The organism is Streptomyces sp. NBC_01463 (assembly GCA_036227345.1).
In the GTDB taxonomy this organism is placed as follows: Bacteria; Actinomycetota; Actinomycetes; order Streptomycetales; family Streptomycetaceae; genus Streptomyces.
In genome coordinates this window covers 3,846,027-3,866,592 of sequence record CP109468.1, presented here as the reverse complement: position 1 = coordinate 3,866,592, position 20,566 = coordinate 3,846,027, and the positions used below count along the sequence as shown (strand labels likewise).

At 72.7% G+C, this 20,566-nt stretch carries 18 protein-coding genes; 10 read left to right on the top strand and 8 right to left on the bottom strand.

Features of this window, described 5'->3' with window-relative positions:
- Window positions 1–34 precede the first annotated feature (34 nt).
- Window positions 35–697: a pyridoxamine 5'-phosphate oxidase gene (pdxH, locus tag OG521_17075; GenBank protein ID WUW26708.1), complete on the top strand. Its 663-nt coding sequence runs from the start codon at window positions 35–37 to the stop codon at window positions 695–697.
- 359 nt (window positions 698–1,056) lie between these two features.
- Window positions 1,057–2,436: a PAS domain-containing protein gene (locus OG521_17070; GenBank protein ID WUW22414.1), complete on the top strand. Its 1,380-nt coding sequence runs from the start codon at window positions 1,057–1,059 to the stop codon at window positions 2,434–2,436.
- A 66-nt stretch (window positions 2,437–2,502) separates the two neighbouring features.
- Here OG521_17070 and OG521_17065 read toward each other — a convergent pair whose 3' ends face one another.
- Window positions 2,503–3,258 (bottom strand): SIS domain-containing protein, encoded by a 756-nt coding sequence (locus tag OG521_17065; GenBank protein WUW22413.1) that lies wholly within the window; start codon window positions 3,256–3,258, stop codon window positions 2,503–2,505.
- A gap of 229 nt (window positions 3,259–3,487) precedes the next feature.
- Between OG521_17065 and OG521_17060 the strand changes: the two genes are divergently transcribed.
- Both OG521_17060 and OG521_17055 read left to right on the top strand, forming a co-directional pair.
- Complete coding sequence (locus tag OG521_17060; GenBank protein ID WUW22412.1) at window positions 3,488–4,180, top strand: metal-dependent transcriptional regulator; 693 nt, start codon at window positions 3,488–3,490, stop codon at window positions 4,178–4,180.
- A 682-nt stretch (window positions 4,181–4,862) separates the two neighbouring features.
- The gene (locus OG521_17055) at window positions 4,863–5,756 is read left to right on the top strand and encodes an alpha/beta hydrolase (protein WUW22411.1); all 894 of its coding nucleotides are present in this window, start codon (window positions 4,863–4,865) and stop codon (window positions 5,754–5,756) included.
- 42 nt (window positions 5,757–5,798) lie between these two features.
- On the opposite strand, the gene OG521_17050 is transcribed toward OG521_17055, so the two are convergent.
- The 3 genes from OG521_17050 to OG521_17040 form a co-directional block, all read right to left on the bottom strand.
- Complete coding sequence (locus OG521_17050; GenBank protein WUW22410.1) at window positions 5,799–7,451, bottom strand: transporter; 1,653 nt, start codon at window positions 7,449–7,451, stop codon at window positions 5,799–5,801.
- Window positions 7,448–8,281, bottom strand: a complete 834-nt coding sequence (locus OG521_17045) for an ABC transporter ATP-binding protein (GenBank protein WUW22409.1) — start codon at window positions 8,279–8,281, stop codon at window positions 7,448–7,450. Before OG521_17045 ends, OG521_17050 begins: the two co-directional genes overlap by 4 nt.
- 68 nt (window positions 8,282–8,349) lie before the next feature.
- Complete coding sequence (locus tag OG521_17040; protein ID WUW26707.1) at window positions 8,350–9,006, bottom strand: bifunctional DNA primase/polymerase; 657 nt, start codon at window positions 9,004–9,006, stop codon at window positions 8,350–8,352.
- 324 nt (window positions 9,007–9,330) lie between these two features.
- Between OG521_17040 and OG521_17035 the strand changes: the two genes are divergently transcribed.
- Both OG521_17035 and OG521_17030 read left to right on the top strand, forming a co-directional pair.
- Entirely contained in the window at window positions 9,331–10,713 is a 1,383-nt protein-coding gene (locus tag OG521_17035; GenBank protein ID WUW22408.1) for a transcriptional regulator, read from the top strand.
- 176 nt (window positions 10,714–10,889) lie between these two features.
- Complete coding sequence (locus OG521_17030) at window positions 10,890–12,380, top strand: hypothetical protein (protein ID WUW22407.1); 1,491 nt, start codon at window positions 10,890–10,892, stop codon at window positions 12,378–12,380.
- 46 nt (window positions 12,381–12,426) lie between these two features.
- Here OG521_17030 and OG521_17025 read toward each other — a convergent pair whose 3' ends face one another.
- Window positions 12,427–13,707, bottom strand: a complete 1,281-nt coding sequence (locus OG521_17025; protein ID WUW22406.1) for an ABC transporter substrate-binding protein — start codon at window positions 13,705–13,707, stop codon at window positions 12,427–12,429.
- A gap of 174 nt (window positions 13,708–13,881) precedes the next feature.
- On the opposite strand from OG521_17025, the gene OG521_17020 reads away from it, so the two are divergent.
- Both OG521_17020 and purU read left to right on the top strand, forming a co-directional pair.
- Complete coding sequence (locus tag OG521_17020) at window positions 13,882–14,328, top strand: hypothetical protein (protein WUW26706.1); 447 nt, start codon at window positions 13,882–13,884, stop codon at window positions 14,326–14,328.
- Window positions 14,329–14,356: 28 nt separating this feature from the next.
- Entirely contained in the window at window positions 14,357–15,235 is an 879-nt protein-coding gene (purU, locus tag OG521_17015; protein WUW22405.1) for a formyltetrahydrofolate deformylase, read from the top strand.
- An 8-nt stretch (window positions 15,236–15,243) separates the two neighbouring features.
- Here purU and OG521_17010 read toward each other — a convergent pair whose 3' ends face one another.
- Both OG521_17010 and OG521_17005 read right to left on the bottom strand, forming a co-directional pair.
- Window positions 15,244–16,509, bottom strand: coding sequence for a zf-HC2 domain-containing protein (locus OG521_17010; GenBank protein WUW22404.1), 1,266 nt, complete (start codon window positions 16,507–16,509; stop codon window positions 15,244–15,246).
- Window positions 16,506–17,096 carry a sigma-70 family RNA polymerase sigma factor gene (locus OG521_17005; GenBank protein ID WUW22403.1) on the bottom strand — a complete coding sequence of 197 codons (591 nt, stop codon included), beginning with the start codon at window positions 17,094–17,096 and terminating at the stop codon, window positions 16,506–16,508. Before OG521_17005 ends, OG521_17010 begins: the two co-directional genes overlap by 4 nt.
- A gap of 394 nt (window positions 17,097–17,490) precedes the next feature.
- On the opposite strand from OG521_17005, the gene OG521_17000 reads away from it, so the two are divergent.
- Together OG521_17000 and OG521_16995 are read left to right on the top strand one after the other, a co-directional pair.
- Window positions 17,491–17,853 (top strand): STAS domain-containing protein, encoded by a 363-nt coding sequence (locus tag OG521_17000; protein WUW26705.1) that lies wholly within the window; start codon window positions 17,491–17,493, stop codon window positions 17,851–17,853.
- A gap of 93 nt (window positions 17,854–17,946) precedes the next feature.
- A complete protein-coding gene (locus OG521_16995; protein WUW22402.1) occupies window positions 17,947–18,468 on the top strand; it encodes an EF-hand domain-containing protein in 522 nt (173 codons plus the stop codon).
- A gap of 485 nt (window positions 18,469–18,953) precedes the next feature.
- Here OG521_16995 and OG521_16990 read toward each other — a convergent pair whose 3' ends face one another.
- Window positions 18,954–20,489 (bottom strand): AMP-binding protein, encoded by a 1,536-nt coding sequence (locus OG521_16990; GenBank protein ID WUW22401.1) that lies wholly within the window; start codon window positions 20,487–20,489, stop codon window positions 18,954–18,956.
- Window positions 20,490–20,566: the final 77 nt, after the last annotated feature.

Here is a 20,566-nt window from a genome sequence, read left to right as displayed (position 1 = left end):
CTCCTCCTCCGATTCCACCACCGATCCGGCCGCGATGCGCGAGCAGTACCGGTCCGAGGCCTTCACCGAGGCCGGGCTCGCCGCCGGTCCGATGGAGCAGTTCGCCCGCTGGTTCCGGCAGATCGCGGCCGGCGGCGCGCTCCACGAGCCGAACGCCATGGTGGTGTCCACGGCGACCCCCGAGGGCCGCCCGTCCTCGCGCACCGTGCTGCTGAAGATGTACGACGAGCGGGGCTTCGTCTTCTTCACCAACTACGGCTCCCGCAAGGGCCGCGAACTCACGGCCAACCCGTACGTCTCGCTGCTCTTCCCCTGGCACCCGCTGGCCCGCCAGGTCGTCGTCACCGGCACCGCGTCCCGGGTCGCCCGCGAGGAGACGGTCGCCTACTTCCGGACCCGCCCGCACGGCTCCCAGCTGGGCGCCTGGGCGAGCGACCAGTCCGCGGTGATCGGCTCGCGCGAGGAACTCGTCGACCGTTACGAGGACCTCGCTGCCCGCTACCCGGAGGGCGAGAAGGTCCCGGCACCCCCGCACTGGGGCGGCTTCCGCGTCGTCCCCGACACGATCGAGTTCTGGCAGGGGCACGAGAACCGGCTCCACGACCGGCTGCGCTACGTCCGGGAGGACGGGAGCGCGGAAGGGGGCGCGGACGGGCGCGGCGAGGGGGCGTGGCGCGTCGAGCGGCTGTGCCCGTAGCCGAGCGCCCCGGACACGCAGAAACCCGCAGGCTCTGGTCCCTCCTTGCGGAGGAGCCGGCCGGACTTACCGGCGAGCCTGCGGGTCGGTGACTGCTTGGGATTGGCCGATGACCGGCCTGCACTGCAAGAGCGCGACAACGGGCGTCAGCCCGCAGTCACCTCACGAGTCCGAGAAGAAATCACTTCCGGAACACCTCCTTTCCCTACGTGTGGCTTCAGCCTAGGAAGGTCCGCGGCGGCGCACAACCGAATTATCGGGGCGATCGATTTCGGGGAAGTCGCTGTGTGCCGAGTCACGTTCGAGTTCAATGGTCTGACGTGCGGCAATGGCAGTCACGTCCTGCAGGGGGTCCCGGGATGAGTGCTTCCAGGAGCAGCGGAACGACCGACGCGCTCGGCCCGGAGCCGATTCCCGGGGCGGAGCTGCTGGCGGCCCTTCTCGACGGGATGGACGCCGCGCTGTGCGCCTTCGACGCGGACGGCACCGTCACCCACTGGAACCGCGAGGCCGAGCGGATTCTCGGCTGGTCCGCGGAGGAGGCCGTCGGGCGGCCGGGGTTCGCCGGGTGGGCCGTGCGGCGGGCCGACGCCGGTGAGGTGCAGGGGCGGCTGATGGCCGTCATGGACGGGCCGGGGCGGCAGGTGCACGAGTTCGCGCTGCTGCGCAAGGACGGCGGGCGGGTGCTCGTACGGACCCAGTCGGCCGGGGTGCGGGGCGCGGACGGGAAGCCCGCCGGGGTGTACTGCGCGTTCAGCGAGGTCCACGCGCAGATCGATCTGGAGCGGTCCATCGCGCTGAGCGAGGCGCTGTTCGAGGACGCGTCGTGGGGTGTGGTCCTCGTCGACGTGGACCTGCGGCCCACCGTCGTCAACGCGCACGCGGCCCGGGCGCTGGGCGGCGGCCGCACAACCCTGCTCGGCCGGCCGCTCGGCGAGCTGATCGTGCAGGGCGTGGAGGACCTGGAGGGCGCGCTCCAGCACGTACTGGCCGTGGGGGCGCCGTCCGCCCCCACCGAGCTGTGGGTGACGCTGCGGACGGCCGAGGGCGACCGGCGGCGCTGCTGGCGGAGCGGCTTCCTGCGGCTGGCATCGCCGCTCGCGGAGGAGCCGGTGCCGCTGGGCGTCGGCTGGCTGTTCCTGGACGTGACGGCGGCGAAGCTGGCGGCCCAGGAGGCGGACCGGGTGCGGTTCCGGGCCAGTCAGCTGCACCGGGCCTCGCGGTCCGCCGCCGAGTGCGAGGACCCGATGGAGGCGGCCACGTCGTCGCTGGACTACGCGCTCGCGGGCTTCGCCGACCACGCGCTCGTCGACCTGCTGGAGGGCGAGCGGCTGGTGCGCGCCGCGGGGACACCCGCCGACGCGCCGGGCCCGTGCCTGCCGGTCGCCGGGGGCGGCATCCCGCTGCGGTACGCGCCGGGGCACCCGGCCCTTCAGGCCGTGGACCGCACGGGCTCGGTGCGGGCCTCGGCCGGGGCCGGTACGGCGCAGGCGGCGGGGGAGTGGGCCGCGGAGCGGCGGTGGCCGTCCGACGCGGTGCACGCGCTCTGCGTGGTGCTGCGGAGCCGGGGGCGGACGCTGGGGGTGCTGACCTTCCTGCGCTCGTCCCACCGGGCCGCCTTCGAGCGCCCGGACGCGGTGTACGCGGAGAGCGTGGCGGACCGGGTGGCGGCATCGGTGGACCTGCACCGGGCGGTGGCGGGCGGCCGTACCGGCAGCCCCGGCCCGTCCGGCGACTGAGGACCGAGCCCTGGCCGGGGGCGGGCGCCCGCCCCACGACTCCGGCCGCCCCGCGGCGGCGCGGGCTCAGTGCCGGTAGAAGATCCGGTCCGCGTACTGCGTCATCACGCGGCCGTTCCACTCGTGGCCCCCGTCGACGTTGCCCGACCGCAGCATCGGCGGCTCCACGCCCCGCTCCAGCAGCTGCTCCGCCGCGGCGGCCATCATCGCCTGCATGATCGCGCTGGTGACGACCGTGGAGGCGGGACCGAAGGGTGCCTCGATGCCGTCGACGTCGAGCTCCGCGTCACCGATCGAGATCTTGCTGTCGAGGACGATGTCGCAGTGGTCCCGCAGGAAGCCGCCCGAACTGTGCCGGGACCGGGTGCCCGTCGCGTACGCGACCGAGGTGACGCCGATGACCTTCAGGCCCAGCGCGCGGGCGTTCATCGCCATCTCCACCGGCAGCGCGTTGCGCCCGGAGAGGGAGACGACGACGAGGACGTCGCCCGCGGTCGCGGGGCTGGAGTCGAGCACCGCGCCGGCGAGGCCGTCCACCCGCTCCAGGGCCGAGCCGAGGGTGGCAGGCATGACGTCGACGCCGAGGGCGCCCGGGACGACCATCAGGTTCATCAGGGCGAGACCGCCCGCGCGGTAGACGACGTCCTGGGCGGCCAGCGAGGAGTGGCCGGCGCCGAAGGCGAAGAGGCGGCCGCCCGCCACGACGGTGTCGGCGATCGCGGCGCCGGCGGCCGCGATGTTGCCGGACTCCTCGTCGCGCACGCGCTCCAGCAGGCCGATCGCTGCGTCGAAGAACTGACCGGCCAGCTTGCTTTCGCTCATCGAGGAGGACCTTTCCGGCGGGGTGGGGTGTCCATGGGGCGTCCGTACCGCGGATCACGTTGCGGTCTGGACCAGTGACATGTCAATACCGCAGGGCCCGCCCCCGGACGCGTCGGAGGCTCGCGGGAGGGCCCCGCGGCGGAGCTCGTTCGGACGGCGGGGCACGGTTGTCGGCGCTATGCGTCAGAATTGGACGAGGGCCAGCGCACGACTGCATCGAGGGGCACGAATGTCCGGACTGATCGACACAACGGAGATGTACCTCCGCACCATCCTCGAGCTCGAAGAGGAAGGCGTGGTCCCCATGCGCGCCCGGATCGCGGAACGGCTGGACCAGAGCGGTCCGACGGTCAGCCAGACGGTGGCGCGCATGGAGCGCGACGGCCTGGTGCAGGTCGCGGGCGACCGGCATCTGGAGCTGACGGAGGAGGGCCGCCGGCTGGCGACCCGGGTGATGCGCAAGCACCGGCTCGCCGAGTGCCTGCTCGTCGACGTGATCGGCCTGGAGTGGGAGCAGGTCCACGCCGAGGCATGTCGTTGGGAACATGTGATGAGCGAGGCCGTGGAGCGGCGGGTGCTGGAGCTGCTGCGCCACCCGACGGAGTCTCCGTACGGCAATCCCATCCCGGGCCTCGAGGAGCTGGGCGAGAAGGCCGAGGCCGACCCGTTCCTCGACGAGGGCATGGTGAGTCTGTCGGAGCTCGACCCGGGCGCCGACGGCAAGACGGTGGTGGTCCGCCGGATCGGTGAGCCGATCCAGACGGACGCCCAGCTGATGTACACGCTGCGTCGCGCGGGCGTGCAGCCCGGCTCGGTGGTCAGCGTGACCGAGTCGCCCGGCGGAGTGCTGGTCGGCAGCAGCGGCGAGGCGGCGGAGCTCGACGCCGAGGTCGCTTCGCACGTCTTCGTGGCCAAGCGCTAGAGAAGGGCCGCCGGGCGGTCCCGCGGAGCGCCCGGCGGTCTTCGGACCGCCGTGCGGTCCCGTGGACGGGCGGCGGTCTCAGGACGGGCGGCGGACGCTCAGCGGTGACCGTCGTCCGTTTTCCGTTTTTCCGTCCGGAATTGCAGCGCCCGGACGGATCGCGTGCCAGTCTGTCGCTGAGGGATACCTGAGAGTGTCGGCCGCCTGGCCGCGCGGTCGGGGAGGGGAGCAGGAAATGCGCCCGTCGTACTGGCATGTCCGGCCTGCGCACCGGGAGGCGGCTGTCGCGGTCCCGCAGGCCCTGTCCGCGGAAACCGCTCCGGCGAGGCGTCCGCCGTGCCCGCACGCCCCGGCGCACGCGCCTGTGAAGCGCGCCCCCGCACCCGGCCCCGCGACCGGCCCCGGAACGATGGATGGCCCCGGCGCCGCAAGGCGCCGGGGCCTGTCCTCCCCTGTTCCGACCTGGAGCCCCGAGCTCTCGAGGTCGGTCCCCGCGAGCCCTCATCCCCGAGTGGCCCGCCTCCCGGAGAAGATCTCCCCGCAGCGGCGGGCGTCAATCCTTGGAGGCGGTCACTCGAACGAGCGGTGTTGCGCGCCGGAACCCGGTTTTCGAATAAAGGTTCGATAGTCTGGCCGACGCGACCACAGGGTGATCGAGGGACCAGAAGGGGGTGCCAGACATATGGTGCAGCGCATCGATGTGACCGGAGCCGACGGCGTACGCCTCGCCGCCTGGGAGTTCGCCGACCCGCCCAAGGGGCGCGCGGAAACGGACCGCGCCGGGGGCGTCTTACTCCTCCACGGACTGATGGGCCGGGCCTCGCACTGGGCCTCCACCACCCGCTGGCTCGCCGAGCGGTACCGGGCGGTCGGCCTCGACCAGCGAGGACACGGCCGCAGCGAGAAACCGGCCGAGGGCCCGTACACCCGCGACGCGTACGTGGCGGATGCCGAGGCCGCGATCGAACAGCTCGGCCTCGCCCCCGTCACCCTCGTCGGGCACTCGATGGGCGCGCTCACCGCCTGGCAGCTCGCCGCGAAGCGCCCCGACCTCGTCCGGGCCCTGGTCATCTGCGACATGAGGGCCTCCGCGCTCGGCGCGGCCTCGCAGCGGGAGTGGGAGGACTGGTTCACCTCCTGGCCGGTCCCGTTCGCCACCCTCGCCGACGTACGGAAGTGGTTCGGCGAGGACGACCCCTGGGTCGAACACCCCAACCCCGCCCGCGGCGAGTTCTTCGCCGAGGTGATGGCCGAACGCGCCGACGGCTGGCGGCCCGTCTTCTCCCGCCGGCAGATGCTCCGCTCCCGCGCCACCTGGGTCTTCGACGCGCACTGGGAGGAGCTGGCCCAGGTCAGATGCCCCACCCTGGTGCTCCGCGGCCTCGACGGCGAACTGGGCCGGGCGGAGGCCCAGGAGATGGTCCGGGTGCTGCCCCGGGGACAGTACGCGGAGGTGGCCGACGCCGGGCACCTCGTCCACTACGACCAGCCCGAGGGCTGGCGCGCCGCCGTCGAACCCTTCCTCGAACAGCTCGCCGAGGACACCCGGGACGACCGGGAGCCGGTAGCTCCGTGAGCGGCGCGGCCGGGCACCCCGCTCGCCCGGCCGCCGCGCCCGTCACCCCTTGCTGACCGCCGTCAGGATCTCCGGCAGCCGGTCCGCCGTCCTGGGCGCGGCGATCCGCAGCCCGCCCCAGGCGATCAGCGCCCCGTAGCCGGCTCCCACCGGCAGCAGCAGCCACAGCAGGTTCTCCGCACCGTCGAGATGCAGCCAGATCGTCAGACCGATCAGCGGCGAGCACAGCAGCGCCGCCGAGACCATGCCGCCGAAGATCGAGATCCAGGCGAGCCCGGCCTGCCCGGGCGCCACGTTCTTGAACGCACCGTCCTGGGGCACCGAGTACGGGAAGTTCGCCGACGCCACCGCACCCGTCGCCAGCATCGCGCCCAGCAGGGCGAACGACAGCCCCATCACCCCCGGCAGCACCGTCCACTCCCCGAGCACCGCCGCCGTCAGGACCGTCACCAGCACCGTGTACGGGAGCGTGATCAGCAGCAGCGCCAGTGCGCGCGCCCGCAGTTCGAGGTACGCGTCGCGGGTCGAGGAGATCGTCAGGGCCACCATCCAGAAGGCGGAGGTGTCCTGGCCGAACTGGTTGTACATCTGGATGCCGAGCATCCCGGCGCCGAAGCACGCGAAGTAGACCGAGCCCGTGCCCTGCAACGCGTTGAGCAGCGGCACGATCAGCCCGATCGCGAGCGCCGTCACCCAGGCCGCCTTCGTCTTCGGGTCCCGTGCGACGTACCGCAGGCTGCGCTGCATCACCGTGCCCGTACGGCCCTCGGGGAACAGCCCCCACAGGCCCGAGCCGTCCGTGGCGGACTTCGTACGGGCCGGCTCCGCGGCCGACAGCGTCGAGCCGTCCGGCGCCGTCATCAGCTTCTCCAGGCTGCGCCGCCACACCACCACCAGCAGCACCAGCGCGGCCGCGGCCAGCAGCAGTTGCACGGCCGCCCGCCCGTAGGCCCCCTGGGACGCGGACTCCACGGAACCGATCGCGGAGGCGGGCGGCAGCCAGCGCACCACGTCCGCGGCCGGGTCGAGCGCGGAGAGGCCGCCGGCCCGGCCGAGCTTCTGCGCACCGAAGTTGACGATCTGGATCCCGACCGCGATCACCAGCCCGCTGAGCACCGCCAGGTCGCGGCCCTTGCGGGAGGTCAGCAGCCGGGTGTTGGCCGTGGCGACGGCCCGGGCCAGCGCGACGCAGACCAGCAGGGTCAGCGGGGCCGCCAGGACGGCGAACACGGCCGCGCCCGCGCCATGGGCCAGCGCGATCACCGAACCGGCCGTCAGGCAGAGGGTGAACAGCGGGCCGATGCCGACCAGCGAGGACACCAGGAGCGCCGTGATCAGGGGCCCCGGCCGCAGCGGAAGCATCACCAGACGGCTCGGGTCGAGGGTCTCGTCCCCGGCGGAGAAGAACAGCGGCATCACGGCCCAGCCGACCGCGAGGACTCCGGCCAGCAGCACGACGAGGGAGTCCGCGTGCGCGTGGCCGCGCAGGGCGATCAGCCCGATCAGCTGGCCCAGGGCGAGCAGCAGGGTGGCGACGACGGAGGCGATGTACACCGCCCGCCGGCCGGACGACTGCCGCAGACCGTTGCGGAGCAGGGCGAGCTTGAGGCGTACCAGGACGGGGATCAGTTCCCTGCCGCCCGCCGGGCCGGCCGTGCGGGGACCGGAGCCGGCGGGGGCGTCGAGCACGCTCATCGGGCACCGCCGAGCCAGTCCAGAGCGGCACCGTTGTCGCGGCCGCCCGCCCCGACGAGTTCCAGGAAGGCGTTCTGGAGCGAGGTCGCGTCGCCGCGGACCTGGGCGAGGGTGCCCTGGGCGCGGATGGTGCCCGCGGCCATCACGGCCACCCAGTCGCAGAGCGACTCGACGAGCTCCATCACATGGCTGGAGAAGACGACGGTCGCCCCCGAGCCGGTGTAGCGCTCCAGCACCCCGCGGATGGTCTGCGCCGACACGGGGTCGACGCCCTCGAACGGCTCGTCGAGGAAGAGGACTTCGGGGTTGTGCAGCAGCGCGGCCGCCAGCCCGATCTTCTTCCGCATGCCCGTCGAGTAGTCGATGACCAGTTTGTGCTGGGCGCCCGCCAGGTCCAGGACGTCCAGCAGCTGGGTGGCCCGGCTGTCCACCTCGGCACCGGGGAGGCCGCGCAGCCGGCCGGTGTAGGCGAGGAGTTCACGGCCCGAGAGGCGCTCGAAGAGCCGCAGACCCTCGGGCAGGACGCCGATGCGCGACTTCACCTCGACCGGGTCGCGCCAGACGTCCCGTCCACCGATCTCGATCCGGCCCAGGTCGGGGCGGAGCAGGCCGGTGACCATGGACAGGGTGGTGGTCTTGCCCGCGCCGTTGGGGCCCACCAGCCCGATGAACTTGCCCGCGGGCAGCTCCAGATCGATGCCGGCGACGGCGGTGTGGTCGCCGAACCGTTTCCACAGCCCCTCCACGCGTACCGCGGGCGGCGCCGCCCTCGGCACGTCGGGTGCGACGGCCCGGTCGGCCCCGTCGGTGTCTGCTGTCCGGTCCGGCATGATGAGCGCCCTTCGAAGTCCCCGTGGAGCGTCCCGGGCACGCCGGGACGCTCCTACTTGGGGACACCCTACGAAAGGCGCCCCCGCGCGTCGGCGGCTTCGCGCCCGCAGGCGTAGGCGAGCGGGCTGACGAGCTCCTCGACCTCGGGCAGCCAGCGGTTGGCGGTGGAGGGGCTGCGGGCCCACTGCACGACGCCCGAGCCCCCGACACGGGTCGGCGGGGCGGCGACGTAGTGGCCCTCGCCGATCCCGCGCAGCCCGATCGCCGCGGCGTTCCAGCCGACCTTCTGCACCAGGCCGTCGATCTTGGCGGCGGCGCCCGGCAGGACGAAGAACTGCATCCGGCGGTCGGGGGTGCGGGTGACCGGTCCGAGCGGCAGGCTCATCCGCTCCATCCGGGCCAGCGCGAGGAAGCCGGCGGACTCCGGTACGTCCACGGCGTCGAAGCCGCGCCCGGTGGGAAGCAGGATCGAGGCCCGGGGGTGCTGGGTCCACATCCGGCGGGCCGCCGCGCCGCTGCCGGTGGCGCGGCCCGCCCAGTCGGCCCGGGTCGGATGCGCGCCGGGCGCCGCGCAGCGGGCCTCGCCGCACGAGCAGCGCTCCGTGCCGCCGGCCGGCTCCAGCCAGCTGCCGGGGCACACGTCCCAGTGCCGCTCCTCCGCGTACCGCACCGCGGCGTCGAGCAGTTGCTCGACACGCTGCTGGGGGACCTGTACGGCTTCCATGACTCCGATGGGCTCTTCCACGCACAGCACAACTCCCGCCGCCACCTGGGGTTACGGGCGTGGCGAACGCGGTTACGGTCACTCGCTCCCGCATATGGGGCGCACCGATGCACCGGTGGGGGCGCGCGGGAGGAGTCGTGGCCCCGGGCGGGTAGTCCAGATACCGGAGATCCGGCGCAGTTCGCTCGGCATCCTAGGGTGCGTGCCGGGAGGAAACGCGAGAGACGCGATGAAAGTGACCAACACGATGAATCGGCGCATTTCTCAGACATATGCCGGGCAGTGATTCCTTTCACCGATCACTGCGGCCTCAGGGGGAGAAACATGGCAGCCAGGCCTCTCGTCGCACGCCAGCCGAACGAACGGCTCCAGGCGCTCATCCAGGAAGCCGGATGCTCCAACGCGGGCCTCGCCCGCCGCGTCAACATGGTCGGGGCCGAGCGCGGGCTCGACCTCCGCTACGACAAGACCTCCGTGGCCCGCTGGCTGCGCGGGCAGCAGCCGCGCGGCAGGGCGCCGGGCATCATCGCCGAGGCGCTCGGCCGCAAGCTGGGCCGTACGGTCACGATCGACGAGATCGGGATGGCCAACGGCAAGAACCTCGCCTCGGGCGTCGGCCTGCAGTTCGCCCCTACGGTGACCGGGGCCATCGAGCAGGTCTGCGAGCTCTGGCGCAGTGACGTCGGGCGCCGGGACTTCCTGTCCGGTTCCACCGTCGCGTCGTCGGCGCTGGTCGAGCCCAGCAGGGACTGGCTGATCAGCGGTGCGGACCCGCAGGTCGCGCGCGCGGCCGGGTCCCGGGTGGGGATGCCGGACGTGGAGGCGGTGCGGGCGACGACGGCCGCGCTGGTCGACCTGGACCACCGGTTCGGCAGCGGTCATGTGCGACCGGTCCTGGTGCACTACCTGAACAGCGTGGTCTCCGGGCTGCTCTCGGGGGCGTACCGCGAGTCGACCGGGCGGCAGCTGTTCGCGGCGGTGGCACGGCTCACCGAGCTCGCCGGGTACATGGCGATCGACACGGGCCAGCCGGGTCTGGCCCAGCGTTACTACATCCAGGCCCTGCGGCTCGCCCAGGCGGCGGGCGACCGGGCCTACGGGGGCTATGTGCTGGCCGCCTCGATGAGTCATCTCGCGGCCCAGCTCGGCAACCCGCGGGAGATCGCCCAACTGGCCCGCGCGGCCCAGGAAGGCGCGCGCGGACGGGTCACCCCGCGGGCGGAGGCGATGTTCTACGCGGCGGAGGCCCGGGGCCACGCCCTGCTCGGGGACGCCCGCACCAGCCAGGCGGTGGCGGGCCGGGCACTGACGGCACTGGAGCAGGCCGACCCGGACGACGGTGACGACCCCGACTGGATCGCGCACTTCGACCACGCGTATCTGGCCGACGAGCTGGCGCACTGCCACCGCGACCTCGGCCAGGCGGAGGCCGCCGCGCGCCGTGCGAAGGAGGCGCTGTCCGCTCTCCCGGAGACCCGCGCCCGCCGCCGCGGCATCGGGCTGGCCCTGCTGGCCGCGGCGCAGGTGCAGATGCGGGAGGTCGAGCAGGCCTGCCACACCGGGACGCGGGCGATGGAGCTGCTGGGCACGGTGCGCTCCAGCCGGGGAGCGGAGTATCTGGAGGACCTGCAGCAGCGCCTGGTGCCGTACGGGGACGAGCCCGCGGTACGGGAGTTCGGGGCCCGTCTGGAGCTTCAGGCGGCCTGACGGGAGGGGGTCCGCGGGGCCGGCCGGGCCCGGGTCCCCCTTAACTGCGTCTTAAGGCCGCAGGGTGTTACAGCCCGTGTGAAGGGGTGGTGAGTGACAACACGCGCTTGGCGAACGGCGGCAACCACCCGATAGCGTGAGCCGACGATTCCATAGGTTCACACGTAGGAGTCCCGGTGACACAGAGCGGACAGGGTGACGAGCAGCAGCTCCCTGCTGTACGACCCGCGCACGAGGGCGTCGTGCTGCCCGCGGGCGGCGGCGAGCCCTGGACGCCCGGGGGACCCGCCGACCAGGCGGCCCCGGCCGGCGGGCAGCCGTGGGGGCAGCCCTGGGGGCCGCAGGCGCCCCACCAGGACGCCGCGCCGCAGGATCAGGACCAGGGCCGGGGCGCGTACGGCCAGGACCAGGGCGCGTACGGACAGCAGCAGGGGCCGTACGGGCAGCAGCCGCAGCACGGGCAGTACGGCCAGGGACAGCAGCCCCCGGGATACGGCCAGGTTCCGCAGCCCCAGCAGCCGTCCCCGTACGCCCAGCCGCTGCCGCCCGAGGCCGCGCCCGGCGGGGACGCGGACGCCACGCAGTACATCGCACCGGTGCCGGGCGGTCCCGCGCCGGGCGGTCTGCCGCCGGAGAACCGCGCGGAGTCCACCCAGTTCCTGGGCCGCGCCCCGCAGCAGGGGTACCAGCAGTCCGCCGGTCAGGCCCCGCAGGGCGGCCAGGGCCACCACGGCCACCAGGACGCCGACGCCACCCAGTACATACCGCCGGTCCCCGGCGGCGCCCCGTACGGCATACGGCCCGGTGCGCCCGGTGAGCGGCAGCCGCCCGCCGAGTTCGACAACCTCTTCCGCAGCGAGGAGCCCGCGGGCGCCACGCAGCAGATGCCCCGGTTCGACCCCGCGCAGCAGCAGTACCAGGGCGGGCAGCCCCCGGCGTACCAGCAGGAACCCGGCTACGGCGGACCCGGGTACAACGGGCCCGGGTACTCCGGCCCCGAGGACGGGCTGCCGCAGGACGGCGGGGACGGCCGGCGCAAGAAGTCCGCGCACATCCCGCTGATCGCCGCGGTCGTCGTCGGCTGCGCCGTGATCGGTCTGGGGGCCGGTGCCCTGATGAGCGGGGGCGACGACGAGGGCAAGGACAACAAGGAGCCGGTGGCATCGGCGAGTTCGCCGGCCGCGCAGCCCTCCGGCAAGGCCGCTCCGGACCCGGCGAAGCCGCAGGCCGAGGAGCTCGACAAGCTGCTCGCCGACAGCAACAACAGCCGGGCCGCGGTCATCGGCGCGGTGGAGAAGGCCAAGACCTGCACCGACCTGGACAAGGCGGTGTCCGATCTCAAGGGCGCGGCCAAGCAGCGCCGCGACCTGGTGACGCGGCTCAAGGACCTGTCGGTCGACAAGCTCCCGGACAACGCCCAGTTGACCGCCTCGCTCACCAAGGCCTGGCAGGCGTCCGCGTCGGCGGACGACCACTACGCCGCCTGGGCGGCGCAGGCCAAGAGCAAGAAGGTGTGCAAGAAGGGCAGGGCCCGCCCGACCGCGCACTACCAGCAGGCCAACGTGCAGAGCGGCGAGGCGAGCAAGGCCAAGCGGCAGGCGTCCGGGCTGTGGAACACCATCGCGGTGAAGTACGGCCTGACGAAGCGTGAGGCCACCGCGCTCTGAGCGCGGTGGTGAAGGCCCCCGGCGCGGGATTCGGGGGCCGGCCGCCTCAGCCGGTCGCGCTGGCGTCCGACAGGGTCTCCGTCACGTCGACGAAGCCCTTCTTGTCGGCGACCAGCCGGCCGTCGCGCACCACCTGGAACGTCACCCTGCTGTTCACGATGCGCGGGTACGAGTCGGAGCCGATCATGTCCTCGTAGCGCCAGCGCAGCTCGGGCGTGAGGCCGCCGGTGCTGACGCGGACGCCCCCGTTGAGGGCCTTGGTGACCTTCCGCGCGGTGATCTCCGACTCGTTCATCGACTCGATGACCGACTTCAGCGCGGTGTACGCGATCCAGGTCGTCTGCACGCCCGTGTCGTCCGGGTCGATGCGGTTGTCGCCGAAGGCGTGCTTGCTGATCACCTTCCGCATCAGATCCCAGCGGGCATCGCCCGGGGCCGGGTACCAGCCGGTGACGTACGCGCCCTCGAACGGGCTCTCCCGGCCGCCGGTGCGGTCGATGAGCGGCTGGCCGATGCTGCCGAGGACCGACGAGATCCGCACCGACCCGCTCGCCGGCTCCAGCCGCCGGAACGAGTCGAAGAACGTCTCCGTGCGGTCGCCGAGCACGGCCGTCACACAGCCGCCGTCCGTGCCCGCTCCGGCGAGCGCACGCCCGGCCGCCCCGTCGTACGAGGTGGTCCCCTCCGCCGCCTGGACGTCCACCGGCGCACGCCGGCGGGCCTCGGTGAGACCGGTGCGCAGCAGCCAGGCCTGGCTGTCGCCGCCCAGCGTGTCCGGCCGCACCAGCGAGACCCGCTCGCAGGTGCGGGCCAGCTGCTTGGCGTTGCCCGCCAGGAGCGCCGACTGGCCGCCGGTGACCGGATAGGACATGTAGCTCCGGAACTCCTCCTCGGAGGCGCCGTAGCCGCCGATGTACGGAATCCCGGCGACTTCGAGCGGCGCCATGAACGAGCGCCCGTGCCGGCTGTAGGAGCCGAGGACGGCGACGGCCTTCTCCTTCACGGCCCGGCGGGCGCAGTTCCCCGCGCCGACCGAGGTGTCCTGCTCGTCGCAGGTGACGACGCGCAGCTCGTGTCCGCCGATGCCGCCCTCGCCGTTGATCCAGCGGGCGTACGTCTGCGCCATCGCGGTCATGCCCGCCATGTTGGCGGCGTCCGGTCCCGAGTCGCCGCCGGGCGCCCAGGTGACGACGGTGAGCGGCTCCCTGGAGTCCCCCGAGGCCCCAGGGAGCGCACCGCAGCCGGTCATCAGCAGCGCCCCTGCCGCCACCGCGCCGGTGAGCATTCCGATGGAGCGGGGGAAGGTGGGGCGTCGCCGTCCGGTCATGGACACAGACCCTTCCCGCCCCCGGGTAACGCCGCAGTGTGCTTCGTTCAACGCTCGGTGACGTCCAGGTGAATTACGGGGGGCCGTACGGGAGGCCGTAAAGGGAACGTACGATCGACAACCGTGCAGCAAGGTTCCGAGAACTCTTCCCGTCGCGGCCGTCGCTCCTCCACCATGGGCGGCATGCCGCTCAATGACATTCCGTGGTGGCGCTGGCGCAGCAACGTGCGCTCGGCGCTGCACATGCTCTCCGACCCCGTCTTCCATCACGAGTGCTGGCTGGCCGGCCGGGAGGGATACGGCGACGTCACCGACGCCGTGTACCGCCTGGTCGAGGACACCTGGCTCGACAACTGGTCCGCCGAGAAGTACGTCGGCACCGTCTTCCGGGACTCCGGCGAGGCGGCCCTCGTCGACGTCGCCGTGCTGCGGGTGCTGCGCATCATGCACCAGGTCGGCGCGGACGCCCCCGTCTCCGCCTACCTGGAGCATCACGGCTGGCCGGAGGCCGTCCGGGCCGCCCGCGAGGCCCATGTGCTGCTCGCCACGAACGACGGCGAGGACCCCGACGTCCCGCCGCGCTCGCTCGACGTGCTCCGCATCATGACCAGGACCGCCTGAACGGCGGACGGTGTGGCACGCTACGGGGATGACCGCGCCGCAGCCTGCTGACAACGCTCCCGAGCAGTACGTCCTCACTCTCTCGTGCCCCGACAAACAGGGCATCGTGCACGCCGTGTCGAGCTATCTCTTCATGACCGGCTGCAACATCGAGGACAGCCAGCAGTTCGGGGACCACGACACGGGTCTCTTCTTCATGCGCGTCCACTTCTCGGCGGACAGCCCGGTGACCCTGGACAAGCTCCGGGCGAGCTTCGCGGCGATCGGCGACTCCTTCCGGATGGACTGGCAGATCCACCGCTCGTCGGACCGGATGCGGGTCGTGCTGATGGTCAGCAAGTTCGGCCACTGCCTCAACGACCTGCTGTTCCGGTCCCGGATCGGGGCGCTGCCGGTCGAGATCGCGGCGGTCGTCTCCAACCACACGGACTTCGCCGAGCTCGTCGCCTCGTACGACGTGCCCTTCTGCCACATCCCCGTGAACAGGGAGAACAAGGCGGAGGCGGAGGCGCGGCTGCTGGAGCTGGTCCGCGAGGAGAACGTGGAACTGGTCGTCCTGGCCCGCTACATGCAGGTCCTCTCCGACGACCTGTGCAAGCAGCTGAGCGGCCGGATCATCAACATCCACCACTCGTTCCTGCCGAGCTTCAAGGGCGCCAAGCCGTACCACCAGGCGCACGACCGCGGCGTGAAGCTCATCGGTGCGACGGCGCACTACGTGACGGCCGACCTCGACGAGGGGCCGATCATCGAGCAGGAGGTCGAGCGGGTGGGCCACGGCGTGACCCCGGACCAGCTGGTCGCCATCGGACGCGACGTGGAGTGCCAGGCCCTGGCACGGGCCGTGAAGTGGCACGCGGAGCGGCGCATCCTGCTGAACGGCCGCCGCACGGTGATCTTCGCCTAGCGGACGCCTCAGAGCCTGCTGAGCGAGGCCGCGGCGAAGAGCACGTCCTGGATCGCCTCGCGGTCCCCGCGCTGTCCCGCCGCCGCCTCCACGGGCTGCACATGCCCCGCCACCAGCTGGCAGAACTCCACACCGTCCAGGGCGACCTGCGCCACCGTGTGATCGGGCGAGCCGACGGCGGCGGGGGAGTCCAGCGCGATGTACCAGTTGCCGCCGCCCGAACCCTCGACCTCCAGATGGAGCGAGCGCCCCGGGGAGCCCGCCGTCACCAGATGACGGGCCGGAGCGGCGAGCCCCGCCCTGCGCCGCTCGGCCAGTGCGGCCGGCAGCAGCCGCGCCGCGAGGTCGATCATCCGGTGGAGATGGGCGGCGGCGGGCGCCTCGTACGGGTAGTCCACCGCGTCGGCGATGTCACCGGCGTGCACCCAGCACTCGAAGGCGCGGTCCAGCAGCGCGTCCTGCAACGGCAGGGCGAAGTCGCCGTAGGAGACGGAGAGATCCGAGACACCGCGCCCCGCGAAGGACACCGTGCGGATGAGCGTGTGGCTCTGGTCGCGCCAGGGCTCGCGGACGGCCCGGGTCGGCGGCCGCCGGCCGGACGACCAGTACGTCTCCGTGCGCGGGGTGGGCGCGAGCGGCAGCCCGGCACCCCGGCGCGCTGTGCCCGGGACGCTCCCGGCGAGCGGGTCGTCGAGCCCGAGGGCGGTGCTGACCAGCCCGTCCACGGTCATCAGGTGGCCGATGACCCCGGCGACCGTCGTCTTCCGGTTCACCCCGCGCTCGTGCTCGAACCACTTCAGCCGCACCGGGGCGTGCCACTCCGAGTCGCCGATGTCACGCAGCAGCGCGTCGAGCCGGGCCGTCTCCGCGTCGTACGGAGAAGCCCACTCCGGGACCGGGATCTTGGCCGGACGGCGGGTCAGACAGCTGTCCAGCACCCGGGTCCGCAGCATCGGATCGAGGTCCAGCGTGCGGTCGGTGTGCAGCAGCCCGACCGCGTCGCGCAGCCGCAGCGCCTCGTCCGCACAGGCGGCGCACTCCGTGAGGTGCGCCTCCACGGCCTCCGTCTCCTCGGGCGAGCAGGCGGTCAGCGCCCACGCGCCGAGAAGGGCCTTCAGGACGCGGTGCGGCAGCACGAGCGGCTCCGGTTCCGGGGGCGGGGTGAGCCGGCTCGGGTCGAAGTCGTCGGCCGCGGCCCGCGGGCCCGGTATGCGGCCGGCACCCCGCACCTCGTCGCGCCCGGTCCCGTCCCTGCCGTCCGTGTCATCGCTCACAGCAGCCGCCCGTATCCGGGCGGCGACGAGCCCTCCAGCGGCCGGGTGTGGGCGGTCGACAGCAGCTGCAGCCCGAGCCGCAGCCGCCGGCGGGCCTCGTCCTCGGTGACGCCCAGATCGGTCGCGGTCTGCCGGTAGTCCCGCCGCTGGATGTACGCCAGCTCCAGCGCGGCCCGCAGCGGTGCGGGCATCGACGCGACGATGTAGTCGGCGCGGGCGGCGGCGGTGGCCCGGCGCACCCGCTCCTCCAGCTCGGCCGGGTCCACGACGGCCCCGTCGTACCCCTCGTCCTCCTGCGCCGCGGCGGTCCTGCGCAGCCGCTGCACGGACTCGCGGTGGGTGAGCCGGGCCACCCAGGCGCGCATCGAGCCCTGCTTGGGGTCGTAGGCGTCCGGGTTCTCCCACACGTAGGCGAAGACCTCGCGGGTGACGAGGTCGGCGGCGCTCTCGTCGTCGAGCATCCGGTTGGCCTGACTGTGCACGAGGGAGGCGAACCGGTCGTAGAGCTCGCCGAGCGCGGCCGCCTCGCCGCGGGCCAGCCGCTGCTGCATCCTGCGGTCCCAGCGGGGTGGTGCGTTTTTAGCCATCCGACCCCCAGCTCCGTTCCGTCAGGGCCCCTGGCCCTGTACCTCTCGTCACATCGAATGTAGTCGGCAAGGGTGACCGGGCACGCCCCTTTACGGCAAGTACGTCCCCGCGAGCGCCCTGGATGGTAGGGAATGCGGTGCCCCTCGGCGATGGAATCGGACCTGAAGTGATCATTTCTGCCCGAAACCCATCTGGGCCTTCCCGAGGGGGCCGGTGTTTCATGGGAGTGCACCGGGGCAGCCGCGAGGAGGAACGCAAACTTCCGGATCGTTTGGAATCCCCCGGAATCCCCGGAACGAGAGGCCCAGTCGCGTGAGCACACCTTGCCCACCTCCGGCCGAAACCACCCACGTCCCCTGGCTCGCCCAGGACCGTTCCCGCAAGCCGCTCAAAGTGGCCGAGACCGAACGTGACGGGTGGACCGTCCTCCACATGTACGGCGAGCTGGACCTGGTGACCTCACCCGTCGTCCGCCAGTCCGTCCATGACGCGGTCGCCGTCGGACGCCACGACGTCGTGCTCGACCTCTCCGAGGTCTTCTTCTGCGACTCCAGCGGCGTCGGCGTCCTCATCGCCTCCCGCCGCCTGATGCGCTCCTGCGGCGGCCGGCTGCGGCTGATCCTGCCCGCCCGCGGCGCGGAGGACGGCTCCCACGTCAACCGGGTGCTCGCGGCCCTCGGCGTACGCCGGCTGTTCGACGTCTACCCCGACTGGGACTCGGCCGTCGACGAGGAAGCCCAGCCACTCTCGGCCTGAGACGCCACCGCGGCCGGACATTAATACCGGGTTGTCACACCGGTGAAGCGCGTAAGTGACACGTGACGCCTGCGGGCGTCGTACGCTCCCCGCATGGACAGCGCAGAGTATGAGCGCAAGATCGCCTTCCGCTTCGCCGCCTTCGACCAGGACGGCAACGGATACATCGATCGCGCGGATTTCAACGCGGCCGCGGCCAGGCTGCTCACCGAATTCGGTACGACGGCCCGCTGCGACAAGGGCCAGGCGCTCTACACCGGGGCCGAGGCGTTCTGGCAGGGCATGGCGGGCATCGCCGACGTCGACGGGGACCAGCGGGTCACCCGTGAGGAGTTCGTGGGCGGTGCGGTGAAACGCCTCCGCGACAACCCCGAACGCTTCGCGGAGATCGCCCGCCCCTTCCTGCGCGCGGCGATCGCCGTCGCCGACCAGGACGACGACGGCGCGGCGGCGGTGCCGGCCGTGGAGCGCGCCCTGAGAGTCCTGGGCGCGAGCCAGGACGCGGCCGCGTTCGCGGCCCAGAGCCTGGACGCGGACCACGACGGCCGGATCGCGGAAACGGAAGCGGTGGCGGCGCTCGCCGCGTACTTCACGGTGATCGAGCCCGACGCGTAGCCCTTGGGCGGGCGGCGGCGCGTTTGCGTTGCGCCGGTCCTTGGTGCGGGGTTCCGTCCTCAATCGCCGGACGGGCTTGTTGGTGCGGGTTCCCCGCGACCCGGGGCGCCTGCCCCGGTGGGTGGGGGTCCGGTGCCCCTCCGGGGCGTCTCCTCAAACGACGAACGTTTCCAGCCCCACGCAGCGGGAGCCCGGAATCCGTTCGTCGTCCTGCGGGGACTCCCCTGCACGGCCCCGGACCCGGCCGCCTTGCGTCTGCGGCGTTCGTACCGCCGGGGTTCAGACGCACGCGAGAGTGGGTGGGGGCGTGCAGGGGGGTCCCCGCAGAAAAATGGCGTACTACCCGGCCCCCGCAACGTCTCCGGTCGCCACGCCAGTTTTTGAGGAGACGCCCCGGAGGGCCCCCACCCCCACCCACCGGACAAAGGCGCCCCGCGGGGCACCCGCACACAAGCCCGTCCGGCGATTGAGGACGGAACCCCGCCTCAACTGAACCGCGCACGCAACTGGTACTTCAGGACCTTGCGGAGCGCCTCGTTGCGGGGCAGTGCGTCGACCAGTTCCAGTTGTTCCGGGAGCTTGTGGACCGACAGGCCCTCGTCGCGCAGGTAGGCCGTCAGCTCGGGGAGGGTGAGGGGCGCGGCGTCCGGGGGCTGTTCCACCACCGCGCAGACGCGTTCGCCGCGCGTCTGGTCGGGGAGGCCGATCACCGCCGCGTCGCCCACGCCGGGGTGGCGGGCGAGGAGGTCCTCTATCTCCTTCGCCGAGATGTTCTCGCCCTTGCGGATGATGATGTCCTTCAGCCGCCCGGTGAGCACGAGGTGTCCGCTGGGCCGGACGTGCCCGACGTCGCCGGTGATGAGGAAGCCGTCGTCGTCGAAGGGGGAGGCGGAGGCCAGGTAGCCCTGGCAGACGGCCTCGCCCCGCAGTCGTACCTCGCCGTCCGTGCCGTACGGCAGTGGTTTGCCGTCCTCGTCGGTGATCCGGATCTCCATGCCCTCGGGCGGGCGCCCCTCCGTCTCGGCGAGGTGTTCCACCGTGTCGGCGGGGGCGCCCATCGTGATCATGGGGACCTCGGTCATGCCGTAGCCGTGGGTGAGCTGGACGCCCATCTCGCGGACCACCGCGTGGTAGACCTCGGGCGGCTTCGGGGCGCCGCCGCCCGCCAGGAGACGGAGGGTGGGGATGAGCGGGGTGTCCGGCGTCTTGCGCTGTTCGGTCAGGAACATGGAGTAGAACGCGGTGGATCCACCCGCGACGGTCACTCCGTGGCGCCGGTAGTCCGCGAGCGCGTCCGGCATCGCGAAGTGCTCGAACAGGACGGCGGGGAAGCCGTAGAGGAGGAGCATCACCGAGTAGTCGGGGCCGGCGACGTGGGCGAAGGGGAAGGCCATCGAGCCGATGTCGTCGGCCGACAGGTGCAGCGCGTGGGCCAGGCAGGAGCCGCCCGCGATGAGGCTGCGGTCGGTGTGCAGGACGCCCTTGGGGTCGGACGTGGTGCCCGAGGTCCAGTAGATCCAGCGCACCGGGGTGCCGTCGGCGGGCGGCGGGGGCAGGGTCGACGGGTCGCCGTCCGGGAGGGTGTCGTACGCCTCGATGATCCGCGGCGGGTGCGGGAGGTCCGCGGAGAGGCGGCCGGCCATCGCGGTGTGGTCGAAGCCGCGCCAGGTGCCGGGTACGGCGAAGTACTCCGCCTTCGACTCGCGCAGGGCGAAGCCGACCTCGCGGTCGCGGTAGAAGGGGATGACGGGTGTCTGCACCGCGCCGATCCGGGTCAGGGCGAAGGAGAGCAGGACTGTTTCCAGCCGGGTCGGCAGCTGCCAGGCGACGACGGTGCCGGGGCGTATCCCGGCGGCGTACAGGCCCGCCGCCACCCGTTCGGCACGGGTGCGCAGTTCGCCGAAGGTGAGTGTGCGGTCGCCCTGGATCAGGACGGCGCGGTCCGGGGTCAGGGCGGCCCGGCGTTCGATGAGCTCCCAGAAGGTGCGTGATGCACCCAGGGCGTGTGCGGTCTCGGTCACGGCGAACCCCTCACAGCTGACGGGTAGTCAGATCGTGCGGAGAGCGTAGAGCGCTGTGCCTTGTCGGTCCAGGGGTG